The 15,879-nt window shown below is 69.4% G+C and carries 21 protein-coding genes; 12 read left to right on the forward strand and 9 right to left on the reverse strand.

From position 1 onward, the window contains the following. Positions 1–62: 62 nt before the first annotated feature. The 3 genes from wrbA (at position 63) to ACTZQ5_RS07455 (ending at position 2,643) form a co-directional block, all read left to right on the forward strand. The gene (wrbA, locus tag ACTZQ5_RS07445; RefSeq protein ID WP_443584542.1) at positions 63–665 is read left to right on the forward strand and encodes an NAD(P)H:quinone oxidoreductase; all 603 of its coding nucleotides are present in this window, start codon (positions 63–65) and stop codon (positions 663–665) included. A 164-nt stretch (positions 666–829) separates the two neighbouring features. After that, the gene (locus ACTZQ5_RS07450) at positions 830–2,113 is read left to right on the forward strand and encodes an ATP-binding protein (protein WP_443584912.1); all 1,284 of its coding nucleotides are present in this window, start codon (positions 830–832) and stop codon (positions 2,111–2,113) included. Next, positions 2,110–2,643 (forward strand): response regulator transcription factor, encoded by a 534-nt coding sequence (locus ACTZQ5_RS07455; protein WP_443584543.1) that lies wholly within the window; start codon positions 2,110–2,112, stop codon positions 2,641–2,643. The genes ACTZQ5_RS07450 and ACTZQ5_RS07455 overlap by 4 nt, the downstream gene beginning before the upstream one ends. Positions 2,644–2,671: 28 nt before the next feature. Here ACTZQ5_RS07455 and ACTZQ5_RS07460 read toward each other — a convergent pair whose 3' ends face one another. Together ACTZQ5_RS07460 and ACTZQ5_RS07465 are read right to left on the reverse strand one after the other, a co-directional pair. Continuing rightward, positions 2,672–2,974 carry a polyhydroxyalkanoic acid system family protein gene (locus ACTZQ5_RS07460; RefSeq protein ID WP_443584544.1) on the reverse strand — a complete coding sequence of 101 codons (303 nt, stop codon included), beginning with the start codon at positions 2,972–2,974 and terminating at the stop codon, positions 2,672–2,674. After that, positions 2,971–3,405: a VOC family protein gene (locus ACTZQ5_RS07465; protein ID WP_443584545.1), complete on the reverse strand. Its 435-nt coding sequence runs from the start codon at positions 3,403–3,405 to the stop codon at positions 2,971–2,973. Before ACTZQ5_RS07465 ends, ACTZQ5_RS07460 begins: the two co-directional genes overlap by 4 nt. A 97-nt stretch (positions 3,406–3,502) precedes the next feature. On the opposite strand from ACTZQ5_RS07465, the gene lnt reads away from it, so the two are divergent. Beyond that, positions 3,503–5,041 (forward strand): apolipoprotein N-acyltransferase, encoded by a 1,539-nt coding sequence (gene lnt / locus ACTZQ5_RS07470; protein ID WP_443584546.1) that lies wholly within the window; start codon positions 3,503–3,505, stop codon positions 5,039–5,041. Positions 5,042–5,083: 42 nt separating this feature from the next. Further along, entirely contained in the window at positions 5,084–6,301 is a 1,218-nt protein-coding gene (gene metK, locus ACTZQ5_RS07475; RefSeq protein WP_443584547.1) for a methionine adenosyltransferase, read from the forward strand. 59 nt (positions 6,302–6,360) lie between these two features. Here metK and ACTZQ5_RS07480 read toward each other — a convergent pair whose 3' ends face one another. Genes ACTZQ5_RS07480 through ACTZQ5_RS07490 form a run of 3 tightly spaced genes read right to left on the reverse strand, consistent with a single transcriptional unit; the run spans position 6,361 to position 8,147 of the window. After that, positions 6,361–6,705, reverse strand: a complete 345-nt coding sequence (locus ACTZQ5_RS07480) for a PilZ domain-containing protein (RefSeq protein WP_443584548.1) — start codon at positions 6,703–6,705, stop codon at positions 6,361–6,363. A 57-nt stretch (positions 6,706–6,762) separates the two neighbouring features. Beyond that, positions 6,763–7,344, reverse strand: a complete 582-nt coding sequence (locus ACTZQ5_RS07485) for a phosphatase PAP2 family protein (RefSeq protein ID WP_443584549.1) — start codon at positions 7,342–7,344, stop codon at positions 6,763–6,765. After that, a complete protein-coding gene (locus ACTZQ5_RS07490; protein WP_443584913.1) occupies positions 7,341–8,147 on the reverse strand; it encodes a formate/nitrite transporter family protein in 807 nt (268 codons plus the stop codon). The genes ACTZQ5_RS07485 and ACTZQ5_RS07490 overlap by 4 nt, the downstream gene beginning before the upstream one ends. 67 nt (positions 8,148–8,214) lie before the next feature. Between ACTZQ5_RS07490 and trmB the strand changes: the two genes are divergently transcribed. From trmB to ACTZQ5_RS07505, 3 genes are read left to right on the forward strand one after another with little or no spacing between them, the layout of a single operon-like run. After that, positions 8,215–8,895, forward strand: coding sequence for a tRNA (guanine(46)-N(7))-methyltransferase TrmB (gene trmB / locus ACTZQ5_RS07495; RefSeq protein WP_443584550.1), 681 nt, complete (start codon positions 8,215–8,217; stop codon positions 8,893–8,895). A 55-nt stretch (positions 8,896–8,950) separates the two neighbouring features. Beyond that, on the forward strand, positions 8,951–9,172 hold the full coding sequence (locus ACTZQ5_RS07500) for a hypothetical protein (protein WP_443584551.1): 222 nt from the start codon (positions 8,951–8,953) through the stop codon (positions 9,170–9,172). A 36-nt stretch (positions 9,173–9,208) separates the two neighbouring features. After that, positions 9,209–9,454, forward strand: a complete 246-nt coding sequence (locus ACTZQ5_RS07505) for a hypothetical protein (protein WP_443584552.1) — start codon at positions 9,209–9,211, stop codon at positions 9,452–9,454. Positions 9,455–9,502: 48 nt separating this feature from the next. Here the strand turns inward: ACTZQ5_RS07505 and ACTZQ5_RS07510 are convergent, their stop codons facing one another. The 4 genes from ACTZQ5_RS07510 to ACTZQ5_RS07525 all read right to left on the reverse strand — a co-directional run bounded on the left by ACTZQ5_RS07510 (position 9,503) and on the right by ACTZQ5_RS07525 (position 12,742). Further along, positions 9,503–9,718 (reverse strand): hypothetical protein, encoded by a 216-nt coding sequence (locus tag ACTZQ5_RS07510; protein WP_443584553.1) that lies wholly within the window; start codon positions 9,716–9,718, stop codon positions 9,503–9,505. A 297-nt stretch (positions 9,719–10,015) separates the two neighbouring features. Next, the gene (locus tag ACTZQ5_RS07515) at positions 10,016–10,216 is read right to left on the reverse strand and encodes a hypothetical protein (RefSeq protein ID WP_443584554.1); all 201 of its coding nucleotides are present in this window, start codon (positions 10,214–10,216) and stop codon (positions 10,016–10,018) included. Between the two features lie 137 nt (positions 10,217–10,353). After that, on the reverse strand, positions 10,354–11,805 hold the full coding sequence (locus tag ACTZQ5_RS07520) for a sensor histidine kinase (RefSeq protein WP_443584555.1): 1,452 nt from the start codon (positions 11,803–11,805) through the stop codon (positions 10,354–10,356). A gap of 154 nt (positions 11,806–11,959) precedes the next feature. Continuing rightward, complete coding sequence (locus tag ACTZQ5_RS07525; protein ID WP_443584556.1) at positions 11,960–12,742, reverse strand: M15 family metallopeptidase; 783 nt, start codon at positions 12,740–12,742, stop codon at positions 11,960–11,962. Between the two features lie 48 nt (positions 12,743–12,790). Between ACTZQ5_RS07525 and ACTZQ5_RS07530 the strand changes: the two genes are divergently transcribed. The 4 genes from ACTZQ5_RS07530 (at position 12,791) to ACTZQ5_RS07545 (ending at position 15,627) form a co-directional block, all read left to right on the forward strand. Continuing rightward, complete coding sequence (locus ACTZQ5_RS07530; RefSeq protein WP_443584557.1) at positions 12,791–13,435, forward strand: RluA family pseudouridine synthase; 645 nt, start codon at positions 12,791–12,793, stop codon at positions 13,433–13,435. 13 nt (positions 13,436–13,448) lie between these two features. Next, the gene (gene arfB / locus ACTZQ5_RS07535) at positions 13,449–13,874 is read left to right on the forward strand and encodes an alternative ribosome rescue aminoacyl-tRNA hydrolase ArfB (protein ID WP_443584558.1); all 426 of its coding nucleotides are present in this window, start codon (positions 13,449–13,451) and stop codon (positions 13,872–13,874) included. A 34-nt stretch (positions 13,875–13,908) separates the two neighbouring features. Beyond that, entirely contained in the window at positions 13,909–14,391 is a 483-nt protein-coding gene (gene msrC / locus ACTZQ5_RS07540) for a free L-methionine (R)-S-oxide reductase MsrC (protein ID WP_443584559.1), read from the forward strand. Between the two features lie 126 nt (positions 14,392–14,517). Continuing rightward, positions 14,518–15,627, forward strand: a complete 1,110-nt coding sequence (locus tag ACTZQ5_RS07545; protein WP_443584560.1) for an RcnB family protein — start codon at positions 14,518–14,520, stop codon at positions 15,625–15,627. Positions 15,628–15,879 lie beyond the last annotated feature (252 nt).

A 15,879-nucleotide genomic window follows, 5' to 3' on the forward strand; every position in this document is an offset into this window, starting at 1 on the left:
TTCCGTTTACCCGCGGCCTGCGCGCCGCCATCTGGGTCGCTCGAAGCCACGGAGACGTTCGCATGACCAAGGTTCTGGTGCTCTATTATTCGTCCTACGGCCATATCGAGCAGATGGCCGACGCCGTCGCCGAAGGCGCGCGTGCGGGCGGCGCCGAGGTCGACATCCGCCGCGTCGCCGAGACGGCGCCCGAGGCGATCGTGAAGGCCGCGCACTTCAAGACGGACACCGCGCATCCGCTGATCGAGAGCCCCGACGCACTTGCCGGCTACGACGCGATCATCGTCGGCGCGCCGACCCGCTATGGCCGCATGCCGAGCCAGATGGCGAGCTTCTGGGACACCACCGGCGGCCTGTGGGCCAAGGGTGCGCTGATCGGCAAGGTCGGCGGCGCCTTCACCTCCACCGCCAGCCAGCACGGCGGGCAGGAGACGACCCTGTTCTCGATTCTGACCAATCTGCTGCATCACGGCCTGACCATCGTCGGCTTGGACTACGGCTTCCAGGGCCAGATGGGCGTCGACGAGGTGCGCGGCGGTTCGCCTTATGGTGCGACGACGATCGCCGGCGGCGACGGTTCGCGCCAGCCGCACGAGGAGGAACTCGCCGGCGCCCGCTACCAGGGCAAGCGCATCGCCGAAACCGCAGCGAAGCTGGCAGGGTAAGACCCCACTTGCGTCATCCCGGCGAACGCCGGGGTCCATGGACCCGATCGGTCTGTTGCGAGGCGATCCAACGGCCGACCGTATCCATGGATCCCGACGTGCATCGGGATGACATAGGGAAGGTGCGGCTCGCTCTTCCCGCCGATCCGACCTACACCGGCGGCATGTCGACCCAGCCGCCCCGCCTGCCGCCGCCCGCGCCCGAAGACGCGGCGGCGCGCAACATGCGGCTGCTGGTGCTGTTGCGCTGGCTGGCGGTCGGCGGCCAGCTGGCGACGATCCTGATCGTGCATTACGGTCTCGACATCCGCCTGCCGATCGCGCCGATGATCGTGGTGCTGGCGGCGCTGGTCATGCTCAACGTCATGACGTGGCTGGGTCATCCGCACTGGCCGGTGACCAATTTCCAGCTGTTCGGCACGCTCGCCTGCGACGTGGTGGCGCTGAGCGTGCAACTCTACCTCAGCGGCGGGGCGAGCAACCCGTTCGTCTCGCTCTACCTGTTGCAGGTGGTGATGGGTGCGGTGCTGCTGCACGCCTGGTCGAGCTGGGCGCTGGTCGGGCTGACGTCGCTGGCGCTCGGCCTGGTGGCGTGGCTCAGCCCGCCGCTGGCGCTGCCACCGTGGTTCGCAACCACGCTGTCGCCCGTCTACGTCATCGGCCTGTGGTGCAATTTCGTGCTGGCGGCGGTGCTGCTGGTGCTGTTCGTCACCCGCATCGCCGCCAACCTGCGCAGCCGCGATGCACACCTTGCCGCGATGCGCCAGCGCGCCGCCGAGGAGGACCATATCGTCCGCATGGGCCTGCTCGCGAGCGGCGCGGCGCATGAGCTCGGCACGCCGCTGTCGTCGATCTCGGTGCTGCTCGGCGACTGGAAGGGGGAGGCGGCGATCCGTGCCGATCCTCGGCTGGCGGCGGAGGTGGACGAGATGCAGGCAGAGGTGATGCGCTGCAAGACGATCGTGTCGGGCATCCTGTTCGCGGCGGGCGAGGTGACCGGCGAAGCGCCCGAACGCACGACTCTGCGCCGCTTCCTCGGCGGCATCGTCGCGGCCTGGCCCGGCCAGGTGACCTTCGAAGACCGGCTCGGCGAGGATCGCGGCATCGTCGCCGACCGCGCCCTAGCGCAGGCGCTGACCAACCTGTTCGACAATGCGGCGGAGGCGGGGGCATCGGCGATCCTGCTGACCGCGAAGCTGGAGGAGACGATGCTGGTGCTGACGGTGGCGGACGATGGCAGCGGCTTTCCCGCGGCGGTGCTCGCCGCGCTCGGTCGCCCCTACAACACCAGCAAGGATCGGCGCGGCGCGGGCCTCGGCCTGTTCCTCGCGACCAACGTGCTGCGGACGCTCGGCGGCACCGTGCAGGCGCGCAACCGGCCGGAGGGCGGAGCCGAGACGATCCTGCGCCTGCCGCTCGTCAGCCTGGCGCTGGAGGGATCGCGATGAGCGGCCGGCGGCTGCTGATCGTCGAGGACGACGCCAATTTCGCCCGCACGCTCGGCCGCTCGTTCGAACGGCGTGGCGACACGGTCGCGATGCTGCCGGGACCCGACGGGCTGGAGGCGGAGGTCGCGCGCTTCCGCCCCGACCATGCGGTGGTCGACCTGCGGCTGGGCGGTGCGTCGGGCCTCGCCTGCGTCGCGGCGCTGCACGCGCTCGATCCGGCGATGCGGATCGTCGTGCTGACCGGGTTCGCCAGCATCGCGACGGCGGTGGAGGCGATCAAGCTCGGCGCGACCAATTACCTGACCAAGCCCGCCAACACCGACGACATCGAGGCCGCGTTCGCCCGCGTCGACGGCGATGCCGGCGCGACGATCGCGGCCGTCCCGCCCACCTCGATCAAGACGCTCGAATGGGAGCATATCCACCAGACGCTGGCGGATGCCGACTTCAACATCTCCGAAGCGGCCCGGCGCCTCGGCATGCACCGCCGGACGCTGGCGCGCAAATTGGACAAGCGCCACATGGGATGATCGACCCTCGGCGGTACGCGGGACGACCCTATTTGAGCAGCTTCGGCGCTTCCTGCTGGATCACGTCGCGGATCTTGCCCGCGAACAGGGCCAGGAAGCCGGGCAGGTCGACGATGGCATGGACGTTGCTGTCCGACACGGTGGCGCGGCAACCGATCTGCTGGCCCATCGCACCGACGGTGAAGTGCATCGTGTCGCCCTCCCAGCGATGATCGACTTGCGCGCCGCCGGGGATCAGCCGGCCGATCTTGCCAATGCCGCCGTCCAGCCGGTCGCGGACCGCCTGCTTGCCGAGCTGATGGGGGATGTTGATCTCGATCGGCGCGGTCATGCGGGGTCCTTTTCTGTCGCGAACAGCATGGCGTCGTCGGCGAACGCCTTGAACTCCAGTGCATTGCCGGACGGATCGTGGAAGAACATCGTCGCCTGCTCGCCCGCCTCGCCCTTGAAGCGGATGTGGGGCGCGATGCCGAAGCGGATGCCGGCGGCGGCGACGCGTTCGCTCAAGTCCTGCCAGTCGGCCATGGTCAGTACCACGCCGAAGTGCGGCACCGGCACGTCGTGGCCGTCCACCGGATTGGTGACGCCCGCCGGTCCTGCCGCCGGGTCGAGATGGGCGACGATCTGATGGCCGAACAGGTCGAAGTCGATCCAGCGGTCGCTGGACCGTCCTTCCGCACAGCCCAGCGTCCCGCCATAGAAGGCGCGCGCGCCGGCAAGATCGTGGACCGGAAAGGCGAGGTGGAACGGGCGTAGCGGCATGGGAGTGAGATAGGGGAGGGCCGACGCCGATGCCAGCGTCCAGATCCTCTTCGTACCGGGGAGGACTTTTCGTCGCGTCCCCATTACATCGCGCGGCATGCTCGCGTTGTTCACCCGCCGTCCCGCCCCAGTCGCCCTGCTGTTCGGCGCCGTCGCCGCCACGGGGTTCGCGCCATGGCAGCTATGGCCGCTGACGCTGGTCGGGCTCGCGGGCCTCGCCTGGCTGGTGCAGCGCGCACCGACCCTGCGCAATGCGGCGTGGATCGGCTGGTGCTGGGGCGTCGGCCACTTCACCATCAACAACAACTGGTTCCAGCACGCCTTCGATTTCCAGGACAAGATGCCGCCGGTGCTCGGCTATTTCGCCGCGGTCGGGCTGGCGCTGTACCTCGGCATCTTCCCGATGTTCGCCAGCGCGGTCGCATGGCGCTTCGGGCGGCGGGAGCGGCCGGACGAGGCTTATGTGCTGGTGTTCGCGGCGGCGTGGATCGCCGGTGAATGGCTGCGCAGCGTGCTGTTTACCGGCTATGCGTGGGACCCGATCGCGGTGATCTGGCTGCCGATGATCGGCATGGCGCGGATGTCGGCGTGGATCGGCACCTATGCGCTGTCGGGCGTCACGATCCTGATGGCGGGAGCCATGCTGTTGGCGGCTGATGGTCGTTGGCGCCTCGCGGGAAAGTTGGTGCCGCTGCTGATCTTCGCCGCTTTTTCTAGTGTTTCACACCTGCCACCCTCCCGGCCGGACGCACCGCTGCTCCAGGTCGTCCAGCCCAACATCGGCCAGGATGCACGCGGCGAGAACGACCAGGAGCTGATGCTGGCGGCGCTAACCCGCTGGTCCGGCCGTCCCGGCGCCCGCCCGCGGCTGGTGTTGTGGCCGGAGGGGGTCATGCGCGATTATCTGGAGAGCGGCTATCCGCGCTGGATCTACGACGGGCAGAGCCCGCTGTTCAACCGCTGGCGGCTGGCGCAATTGCTCGGCCCCCGCGACGTGCTGCTGACCGGCCACGCCCCGTTGCGCTTCGACGCGGCGGGCGATGTGGTGGGCGCGTCCAACTCGGTGTTCGCGATCGATGCCAGGGCGCGGATCGTCGGCCGCTACGACAAGGCGCATCTGGTGCCCTACGGCGAATATCTGCCGATGCCCTGGCTGCTGCGGCCGCTGGGCCTCGCGCGGCTGGTGCCGGGGGATTTCGACTTCGACGCCGGGCCGGGACCGCGCACGCTCGTCATCCCCGGTTTCGGGCCGATCGGCTTTCAGACCTGCTACGAGATCATCTTTTCCGGCCACGTGGTGGATGAAGCGCACCGGCCGCGAATGATCTTCAATCCCTCCACCGATGCCTGGTTCGGCAAATGGGGACCGCCGCAGCATCTGGCTCAGGCACGGATGCGCGCGATCGAGGAGGGGCTGCCGATCGTCCGCTCGACGCCGACCGGCATCAGCGCGGTGATCGCCGCCGACGGGACCCTGCTCGCCACCGTGCCACACGAAACGGCAGGCGCGATCACCATGCCGCTGCCGCCGGCGCTGCCCCCGACGCTGTTCAGCCGGCTGGGGAATTGGGCCGCGGTCATCGTCGGGCTCGCCTTCCTCGCTGCCGCGATTGCCATCCGCCGCAGGCCACGATAGGAGCGACATATAAAGGCATCTTTATATCGTTATGAGGCAGTGATGCGCGGCAATTACATCTTCACGTCGGAATCGGTATCCGAGGGACATCCGGACAAGGTCGCCGATCAGATCAGCGACACGATCGTCGACCTGTTTCTCTCCAAGGACGCCGAAGCGCGCATCGCGTGCGAGACGCTGACGACCACCAACCTGGTCGTGCTGGCGGGCGAGATCCGCTGCAAGGGCGTGTACGAGAACGGCGAATGGGCCGAGGGCGCGCTCGCCGAGATCGAGGCGGCGGTCCGCGCGACGGTGAAGCGGATCGGCTACGAACAGTCGGGCTTCCACTGGGAAACCTTCACCTTCGAAAACAACCTGCACGGCCAGTCGGCGGAAATCGCGATGGGCGTCGATGAGGGCTCGAACAAGGACGAGGGCGCGGGCGACCAGGGCATCATGTTCGGCTACGCGACCGACGAGACGCCGGGCCTGATGCCGGCGACGCTCTATTACAGCCACAAGATCCTCGAGACGATGGCCGCCGACCGCCATTCGGGCAAGGCGCCGTTCCTGGAGCCCGACGCCAAGAGCCAGGTGACGCTGCAGTACGAGAACGGCGTGCCGGTGCGCGCGACCGCGCTGGTCGTCTCGACCCAGCACAAGGCGGGCTATTGCCTCCAGGGCCAGAATGCCGACCCCGCCAAATATGACGAACTGAAGGCCTATGTGACGGGCGTGCTGACCAGCGTGCTGCCGGACGGCTTCGTCACCGACGCGACCAAGGTCTATATCAACCCGACCGGCGCGTTCGAGATCGGCGGGCCGGACGGCGACGCGGGCCTGACCGGCCGCAAGATCATCGTCGACACTTACGGCGGCGCGGCGCCGCACGGCGGCGGCGCGTTCAGCGGCAAGGACCCGACCAAGGTCGACCGCTCGGCCGCCTATGTCGCGCGCTACCTCGCCAAGAACGTCGTCGCGGCGGGCCTCGCCAAGCGCTGCACCATCCAGCTCTCCTACGCGATCGGCATCGCCGAGCCGCTCTCGGTCTATGTCGACACGCACGGCACCGGCACCGTGGACGAAGCGAAGCTGGAAGCGGTGCTGCCGCAACTCGTTCGCCTGACGCCCAAGGGTATCCGCCAGCACCTGAAGCTGAACGCGCCGATCTACGTCAAGTCGGCCGCCTACGGCCACTTCGGGCGCGAGCCGGAAGGCGACCTGTTCACCTGGGAAAAGACGGACCTGGTCGACGCGTTGAAGTCCGCCGTCGCCTGAGGCGCTTCACCGCTGGAACGCATAACCCTCTCGTGCCCTTAGGCGCGGGAGGGTTTTGCTCATCGGCCATAGGCGTTGCGCATCTCGGTCATCCAACCCGCGCGCGGCGGCACGGCGATGCCGCGCGACTTGCGCGCCTCGTCGAGGTCGACCGCCTCGTGGAAGCGCAGGCCGGCAAGCCGATCGCGGACCCAGACCACGTCGGCCGTCAGGTCGTCCAATCGCCCCATCTGGAGGAGGACGGTGGTGCCGCTGCGCACGTCGCCGTCATGCTCGATGCAGGCGCCCGAGCGCGACAGGTTGCGCACCCGCCGCTCCGAATGGCTGCCGTCGGGCAGATAGACCGCGGCGCGGACGATGACGCTGTTGCGCTTTTCGCGCGAGGATTCCGGTGTTTCGATCATGGCTGGCTCGGTCCGTTTCTCACGCGGAGCGGTAAACGTCGGGTAAAAACGCGCCGATCAGCGACGCGGCGCGAAACGCTCGAACGCGGCATCCACCAGCGCCTCGGCCGCCCAGCCGATCGCCCCGCCGACGATCACGTCCGACAGGTAGTGGTTGCCCGCCGCCGGCTGGACCGCGGCCACCGCGCCGACGCCGAGCGCGGCCGGAGCGGCGACACCGTCGATCTCGCGCGAGGCGGCGCGCGCCACCGCCACGGCGCCGGCGGTATGGCCCGACGGAAAGGAATTGAGCGCGTGATCGTGGCTTTCGCCTGAGGTGAACCGGTGGCGGCCGTCCTCCAGCGCCTTTTCCGGGCGGGTGCGGTCGATCGATCGCTTGATCGCGGTCTTGGCGGCGGTGGCGAGCAGGTGGGCGGCGAGCATCCGCGCGCCGCCGCGCACCAGATCGGGCCGGCGGCCGACGAGTCCTGCCGCGATGGTGCCGACGGAGGCGGTGATGAGCTGCGGCTGGTCGGCGACCTCGGCCAGGAAACCGGCGACGCGCACCGGCAGCCGGTCGCGGTGCCGGGCGGCATCATGGGTCGTGTCCCGGTCCGCCCGCGCCAGCGCCTTGGCCGCCTTCTTCGCCTTCTTCTTCAACGCTCGTCTCCTTCGGGCATCTCGCCGCGGACCTGGGCATGGGCGAGCAGGGCGAAGATGCCCGCACCGCCGATCAGATTGCCGAGCACCGCCGGCGCGACGATCTCCATCAGCGTCTGCCACACGCCGGTCCGCCCGGTGAACATCAACAGAAACGCCTGGTCGGACCCGACGATCGAATGGCTGAAGCCGGCGACCGTCAGCACATAGGTGAAGATGCTGATGACCAGCACGCTCTGGCTGCGCGCATTGGGCAGCGCCCAGGCGAGGATCGCGATCATGAACCCGGCAGGCACCGCATTCACCAGCGTCCGCCCCGCGGACAATTCGGTGACGTGCGCCGAGACCGCCAGCGCCGCGTCGCGCAACGTCGCATCGCCGAGCACCCCCGTGGCGAGTGCCAGCGCGGCGATGGCGGTGCCGATCAGGTTGGCGCCGAGCACGATGCCCCACAGCCGCAGCGTCTTCATCAGCGCCCAAGTGGACGGCCGCGTCACCAGCGGCAGCATGGCGGTGATCGTGCTTTCGGTGAACAGCTGCATCCGCCCGAGGATCACGACGAGGAAGCCGACCGGATAGCCGAGCCCGACGACCAGCTCCCGCCACGGGGCGTCGGGCAGGCCGGCATGCAGCGCCGCCTCCGCCAGCAGCGACACGCTGATCGCGATGCCCGCCGCCAGCCCCGACCAGAACAGCGACATGGCGGGGCGGCGTAATTCCTCCTCGCCCTCCTCGCGCACCGTGCGGTGCAGGTCCTTGGCATCGGCTGCCTTGAGGTCGTCGTCGGAATCGGTATCGGCCATTTCGGCGGTGCAACGGTTCACCCGCCCGCTTTGCTCCCGCGCGCTTTGCAGTTTAAGGCCCGCGCGCATGAACGATCCCGTCACCATCCGCCGCCTCTACGGCCGCCGCCAGGGCCACAAACTGCGTGCCGGGCAGGCGGCACTCGTTGAGGACTCGCTGGCCGCGGTCAGCGTGCCCGAAGCGGGGCCGCTCGACGCGGCGCGGCTGTTCGGCGCGGATCGGCCGCTGGAACTGGAGATCGGCTTCGGCGCGGGCGAGCATCTCGCCGGCCAGGCGGCGATGCGCCCCGACACCGGCTTCATCGGCTGCGAGCCGTTCCTCAACGGCGTCGTCGGCGCCCTGGGCCATATCCGGGACGGCGGCCTTGCCAACGTGCGGTTGCACATGGGCGATGCGCTGGACGTGATCGAACGCCTGCCCGACGCCAGCCTCAGCCGCGTCTACCTGCTCCATCCCGATCCCTGGCCCAAGGCGCGCCACGCCAAGCGCCGCATGGTCAACCACGGACCGCTCGATGCTATCGCCGCCAAGCTGAAGCCGGGCGCGGAATTCCGGCTGGGCACCGACGATCCGACCTATTGTCGCTGGTCGATGATGGTGATGAACCAGCGTCGCGACTTCGCCTGGACCGCACGCGAGCCCGCCGATTTCCTGACCCGCCCTGACGACTGGCCGGAGACGCGCTACGAGCGCAAGGCACGCCGGCAGGGGCACGAGGTGTGGTATTTCAGGTATATCCGGCAGTAGCACGGCCGCCGTCGCCACCTATGTAACGGCGACTGCCGCTTCGGCAGGGGAGACGATGATGCGGTTCGTTCAGATCGAGATGCTGCCCGACGGCAAGGCGCTGGTGGATATCGACAAGCTCACCCATGCCGTCCCGCAGGCCGAGGGCACACGCCTGTTCCTGGGCGCGCAGCACCTCGACGTGCCGCATAGCCTCGCCGAGCTGGAGAATGTGCTGGCCGGGCGTGACCGGACCGACGATGGCGAAGGCAGCAGGGCAGGGTTCGGCATCCGATGATCGCCACAATCGATCGTTACGGCAGGGGGTGAGGCGATGGCCGACTTCGACGACAGCTTCGATCCCGAATTGGGGGCGGCCTGCAACCGGCTTGCCGCGTGGGTGGAGCCCCTGCCGGAGGGGATGATGATCGACCCGGCGTCGCGACTCACCGAGCGCGATCTGGCGCTGATCCTGCGGCGCCTCTACGCCACGCGGCTCGACGACCCGGCGGGGGACGAGCCCCCGTCGGAACCGCTGCGGACCCCTGCGCGAGCCTCGGTACCGATCACCAGACGATAGTCACGGCTGTCAGATAGCGGATTGCCGCCGATCCGCCGCAGCGTCCTGTCAGCTTCGTGGTGCCGCGTCGCCGTCGATGCGGTGGAGGAGTGCGGCCAATTGCGCTTCGCTCTCGGTTGCCTGCTGCGCCAGCAACTCCGCACGGTCGGCATATTCGTCAGCCAGATCCTCGTGCGCCGTCCGCGCCATGCACGCTGCCGCATCGGCCGCGGCGCGTTCGTCGGCCTCGCGCTTGCGCAAATATTCCACGTCGTCGCGTTCCATCCCGCCTATGTAGGGCCTTCGGTCGGACGGGCAAGCGAGCAGGCGGTGCGATACCGGCTCGACAGGATAGCTGACGATCACGCGAGGTTGTTCACCGCCCATGCACCCGGCACGGCCGATGACGTGCCATGGCCCGCCGCCCGCCCGATCGCCGCGCCCGCCGCTCCTCCGGCTCCGATCGCTGGCGTGAAGCGACGCGCGAAAGCTGGTGGCAGCGTTTGAGGCGGTGGTGGCGCGTGATCCGCAACGGCTTCTGAGGCGCTGGCGCAAAGCTAAGTTCCGTGTCGACACTCAGCGCTAACGGCGTTCGACCTCACGCTTCACACGCGCCATGGTCCGCTGGCCGAGCGCGGTGGAGGCTTCCTCCAGCATCCGGTCCGCGCTGTCGATCGCGGCCTCGGGGGTAAGCGTGGCGGCAAGCCCATGTTGCCCCTCGACGAGGACATGGCCTTCTTCCGCGGCGACGGTGAAGCATTGCTCGCATGGCTTGATCGTCATCATAAGGCCTCGTTGCTGATCGGTATCAAATCAGCTGGGCGGCAATGGTTCATGTGAAAGCGGCGTTTGGATGGTGGAATCCGGGTGTTGTCCCATGTCGGGCCGCTCCCCGCTGCGCCCGGGCGGTCGATAGCCGGTCAGCGCGTGCGATGGGACACGGGCAGCACGATGGTGCAATGGACGCCATCCGCGCCGATCGCATAGCTGGTCTGGGCATCCAGTTGATAGGGCAGCGCCTTTTCCAGCAGCTCACGGCCCTGACCGGTGGTCCGCCGCCCCGTGGCGGCAGGCATCGTCACGCCCTGTTCCCGCCAGTCCACGTGCAGCAATGGGCGCCCGTCCGCCGCGGCTCCACCCAGGCGCCAGCGGATAACGAGCCGTGCCTGCGGCTGGCCGAGCGCGCCGTACTTCACGGCGTTGGTCGCCAGCTCGTGGAGCGCCATGGCCAGCACCTGCACCGTGGACGATCGCAGGGCGACCCCCGCCGGCCCGTCGAGCGTGACGCGATCGAGACCACCGCCGACCGCGTCGAGTTCGGTGCGGACGAGTTCGTCGAAGGTTACGCGCGTGATCTCGTCGGTACGCGACAGCAGGCGCTGCACGCGGGTGAGCGCGTCCAGCCGGTCGCGATAGCGTGCCAGGAAATCCTTGAGGTCCGTGCTCGCCCGCGCGGTCTTGTCGGCGATGGCGCGCACCACGCCCATCAGGTTGCGGGTGCGGTGCTGCAGCTCCGCCACCAGCACGCGCTGGCGTGCTTCGCTGCGGCGGATCGCCTCGTCCGCCTGCCGCCGCGCGGTGAGGTCGGCGGTGACGATCAGGAAGCGTCGCGACTCACCGTCCCACTGCGGCAGCAGCGATACGGTGCTGCTGGCCCACACCTCCGATCCGTCGGGCCGCCGGTATCGTTTGTCGAGCGTGCCCGATCGCCATGTCGCTGCCGCTTCGCGCAGCACCGCCAGGCTGGGTTCGACGTCGTCGGGATGCGTGACGTCGATGATGGTCGAGCGCAGCAGCGCCTCGCGCGACCGGCCGAGGATGCGGCACAGTTCCGCGTTCACGCGTACGAACCGGCCATCGGGCGTGATCTCCGACAGGCCGACCGGCGCGTTGGCGAAGATGGCGGCAAGGCGGCTTTCGCTTTCGGCGAGGCGGTTGCTCGACATTTCGTGCTGGAGGCGCAGGACCTCGGCCTGCGAGGCTTTCCAGCCACTGATATCCTTGGTCGTGGTGGCGACGCCGTCGCCCAGCTTGACGACAGACTGGAAGAACCAGCCGTCGAACTGTTCGTGGACGTAGTGCCGCTCCGCCTGCTCGGCGATGCCGGTGTCGGTGACCCGGCAGAAGGCTGCGAAGATACCTTCCGCGACCACGCCGGGATTGCGCTCCAGCAGGCGTTGGCCGCGTACCTCGCCGTAATGCGCCTCGGCAGCATGGTTGTTCAGCACCCAGCGGAAATCTATGATCGTGCCGGCCTGGTCGCGCACCGCCTCGAACACCTGGATCATGTCGGTGGACGCATCCATCGTGGCGCGCAGCAGGTCGCGACTGGCCTGCAGCGCGGCGATGCGTTCGAACGGGTCGGCATTCATGACGCGGCGGGCTGGGAACGTTGCAGGCAGACGATCATCGCTGAGCCTTTTCGCCGGGCGGACGGCACACGGGATGCATCCGTATAGCACGGTTCGATGGCGCGATCATAACCTAACACAAGGCGCCGCAATGGCTTTTTCGTTGCGCTGCGGGTCAGCGACGGCGCTTGCCGCGCGGTGGCTTGGGGGCGACCCAGGCCGGAACGGTGATGAAGGCAGGCGGCGTCACCCGCAGGATCGTCACCGTCGGGTCGACGGCGGGATCGGCAGGAAAGCGGGTCCGCGCCTTGGCGAAGAGGAAGCGGGCGCGTGCCGCGCCGGGTGCGCTTGCGCTGGTGCCGACCCAGCGCCAATGCCATGGCTCCCACTTGACGTTCTGACGGTTGCCGCCGGGGAAGGACATCTCGAAGCCGAACCGGGGTGCGTTGCGGACCAGCCAGCGCGCGGCGGTGCTTGCTGCCATGCACGCCTCCGCGTCGGGGCAGCCCCTAGCGGGGCGGACCGCGAAATCCAGAGCATAACCGCTCGAATGCTCGCTATGACCGGGCGGCGCGACGGAGATCGCGCGGGTGGCGTCGGCATCGGTCGCGGCATCGGGATGCTCGCGGCAGAAGACGCTCGCCTGCTGGATGATCGAACGATGGCAGGAGAGGGCGCGCAGTTGCCCCTCGACCGCCGGATCGCCCTTGGCCGCGGCGAGCAGCCGTTCGAGATCGGGGATCACGTCCCGGCGGAGCAGGCAGCCGTGCAGCGCAAAGCCGGCGGGGGCCGGCACCAGATCGCCCGGCGGCGCGTCGCCATAGGGCAGGTGACCGTAGAGGCGGCCGTCGCGCGCCATGCTGGCCGCAGCCCCGGCGCAGACCTGCGCAGCGGCGGGCGTGGCGAGGGGTAGCAGGACGATAAACGGGAAGACGGGGAACGGGAGGAGCCGGCGCATCGCGGCTGCCTCTGGCGCCAAGCGGCGGGGAGTGGCAAGGCGTTTCGCATGCACGGCGACCGCGTATTGTTCCTCGACGGCGAGGCCCTGGTGATCGACAAGCCCGCCGGGCTGCCGGTCGATCCGCCCCGCGACGGCTCCTTGAGCCTGGAAAACCATCTCGATTCCCTGAAGTTCGGCTTCCGGCGCTGGCCGGTGCCGGTGCACCGCCTGGATCGCGATACCAGCGGCTGCCTGCTGCTGTCGCGCAACCCCAAGGCGCATGCCCGCTTCCAGCAGGCGTTCGAGCGCGGCGCGGTGGAAAAGCGCTACCTCGCCGTACTTGCCGGCGTCCCCGATGGCGAGGAGGGCGTGATCGACCTGTCACTCGGCAAGGTGAGCACGCGTGAGGCGGGGTGGCGGATCGTCGCCGATCCGGCGCGCAAGGCGGCGCGTACCGCGTGGCAGGTGATCGCCCGTCAGGATGGCCGCGCGCTCGTCGAGTTCCGGCCGACGACGGGGCGGACGCACCAGATCCGCGTGCACGCTGCGACCGGGCTGGGCCTGCCGGTGGTCGGCGACCCCGTCTATGGCGCGGGCGAAGCGGGCGGCATGCTGCTGCACGCGGCGGCGCTGACCGTGCCGCGCGATGGCAAGGAGCCGATCCGGGCCGAGGCGCCGCTGCCCGACCGTTTCGGCGCCTGGCCGCGATAGGGCGGGGCAGGCGGTGCCGCTGATCCCCGTCACCCGCACGATCGCGATCGACGAGCGCGAACTGGAGGAAAGCTTCACCCGCGCCTCCGGTCCGGGCGGGCAGCATGTCAACACCACCGACAGCGCGGTGATGCTGCGCTTCGACGTCTGGGGATCGCCCAACCTGCCCGACGCGGTGAAGCGGCGGATGAGCGTGCTGGCGGGATCGCGGCTGAGCAAGGAAGGCGTGCTGACGCTGCGGGGCGAGGGCGCGCGGTCGCAGGAGATGAACCGGCGCGACGTGCGCGAACGGCTGGTCGCGCTGATCCGCGAATCGACCATCGTTCCCAAGGCCCGCCGCCCGACCAAGCCGAGCCGCGCCGCCAAGGCGAAGCGGGTCGACGCCAAGAAGGGGCGCAGCGCGGTGAAGGCGGGGCGCGGCCGGGTACGCGAGGATTGATGACGCGGGCGCTGCGGGCGCCTACATCGCGGGCATGTACCAGTTCGACATCTCCGCCGGCTCCAAGGCCGATCTGTACCGCGACCTCCACGCTGCGCTCGATGCGCTCACCGCGGACGAGCCCGACGGCATCGCCAACATGGCCAATGCCGCCGCGCTGGTGTGGCAGTATCTGCCCGACCTCAACTGGGCCGGTTTCTACCGCGTGATCGGCGATGAGCTGGTGCTCGGGCCGTTCCAGGGGAAGGCGGCCTGCATCCGGATCGCGATGGGAAAGGGCGTCTGCGGCACGGCGGCGGCGACGGGCAGCACGCAAGTGGTCGAGGACGTGCATGCCTTTCCGGGCCATATCGCCTGCGATGCGGCGAGCCGGTCGGAACTGGTGGTGCCGATCGTGCGCGATGGCGCGGTGATCGCCGTCCTCGATCTCGACAGCCCCGAGCCCGCCCGGTTCGACGCAGAGGATGCGGCGGGCTGCGAGGTGTTGGCGGCGCTGCTCGCCGGTCGGATCGGCTGATCCGAAACGGGACAGGGCGTGCCGTGGCGGCGCTCTGGCGACTCCCGGCCGGCGGTGATACAGCTTTCATCAATGGTTTGTTAACTGTTGGTGCGGGGCGGGGGCGCCGGCTGCAGGGAGAAGACGATGCGTTATCTGTTGATCGCGACGGCCGGGCTGGCGCTGGTAGCGTCCGGTGGGGCCGACGCGCAGCAACGCGTCGTCGCCCATGGCCCGGGGGCGAGCTACGGCGTGCCGGGGCAGGGCATGGCCCCTGCTCCCGTGGTTCGGCGCGGCGGCGGTTGGCAGGGCACCGGCTGGCAGGCGCCGCGTGGCGGGGGTGGCGTCCGGCCGCCGGTCGTCCATCAGGGCCAGCCGCGCTGGGGCAGCAAGGTCGGCGGCCGCTGGTGGGGCGGCGCCAATGCGCCGGGCGGTTGGTCGGCCTACCGCCGGCCGTATCGCGGCTGGGCTCTGCCAAGCTATTGGGTGGCACCGCGCTTCTACGTCACCGACTGGCAGGCCTATGGCCTGACGCAGCCCGCCTATGGCTATAACTGGGTGCGCTATTACGATGATGCCGTGCTCGTCGATGGACGTGGCTCGGTGTACGACACCCGTGCCGGGATCGATTGGGACCGCTACGACGACGGCTATGCCGGCAATGCAGACGGCTATTACGACGATCGGGGCTATGACGACCGCCGGTATGATGCGCCCGTCGCGCGTCGCGATGATGGCGCCGGCGGTGCGGTGGCGGGCGCCCTAGTCGGCGGCGTCGCCGGCAATGTGATTGCCGGACGAGGCAACCGGCTGGGCGGCACGCTGATCGGTGCCGGGGTCGGTGCCGCCGCGGGCTATGCGATCGATCGCGCCGAGGATCGCCGGGCGCCGCCCCCGCCGCTCGCCTATCGCGAATACGACCGCGGCTACGACGTGCCCGTCGCGCCGGACGTCGCGCCGCCACCTCCTCCTCCGCCGCCGCCTCCCGTCGGCTATGCGCCGGGCAACCCGGTGTGGCGCTCGGCAGACGGCACCACCACGGTGACGACGACCAGCGGCGCCGGCGGCTATTATCGCGGCGGCTATTACTATCCCGGCGCCTCCACCACGACCGTCGTCGTGCAGACCGCGCCGGTGGTGACCACGACCACCACGGACATCTACGAGGATGCGGTCACCTACGTGCGCAAGCCGGCGGCGGTCCGCACCAAGACCCGCCGTGTCTGGCGCCCCGCACCCAAGTGCGCCTGCCGCTGACGCGCGCGAACCTCTAACCCCTTGCTCGGGGGGCGGCCCCTTGGGGCCGAGGCGATGCCGCCCTGCACGAACTCCCGCAGGGCGGCATTGTCGTGCCTGGGGCAGGTAGAAAGCGGGTAGTGACGATCGGCACGACGGCTGCGTTGCGTCAGCCACGCATCGTACGATGCAGTCGTGGCATAGTCCCACAGGCAGAGTGAGCGCCTCCGCTGTCCGGAACCGGGATCATGCCTCTCCGTTTGCCTGCCATGG

The sequence above is a fragment of the Sphingomonas cellulosilytica genome, assembly GCF_052321755.1.
Lineage (GTDB): Bacteria > Pseudomonadota > Alphaproteobacteria > Sphingomonadales > Sphingomonadaceae > Sphingomonas.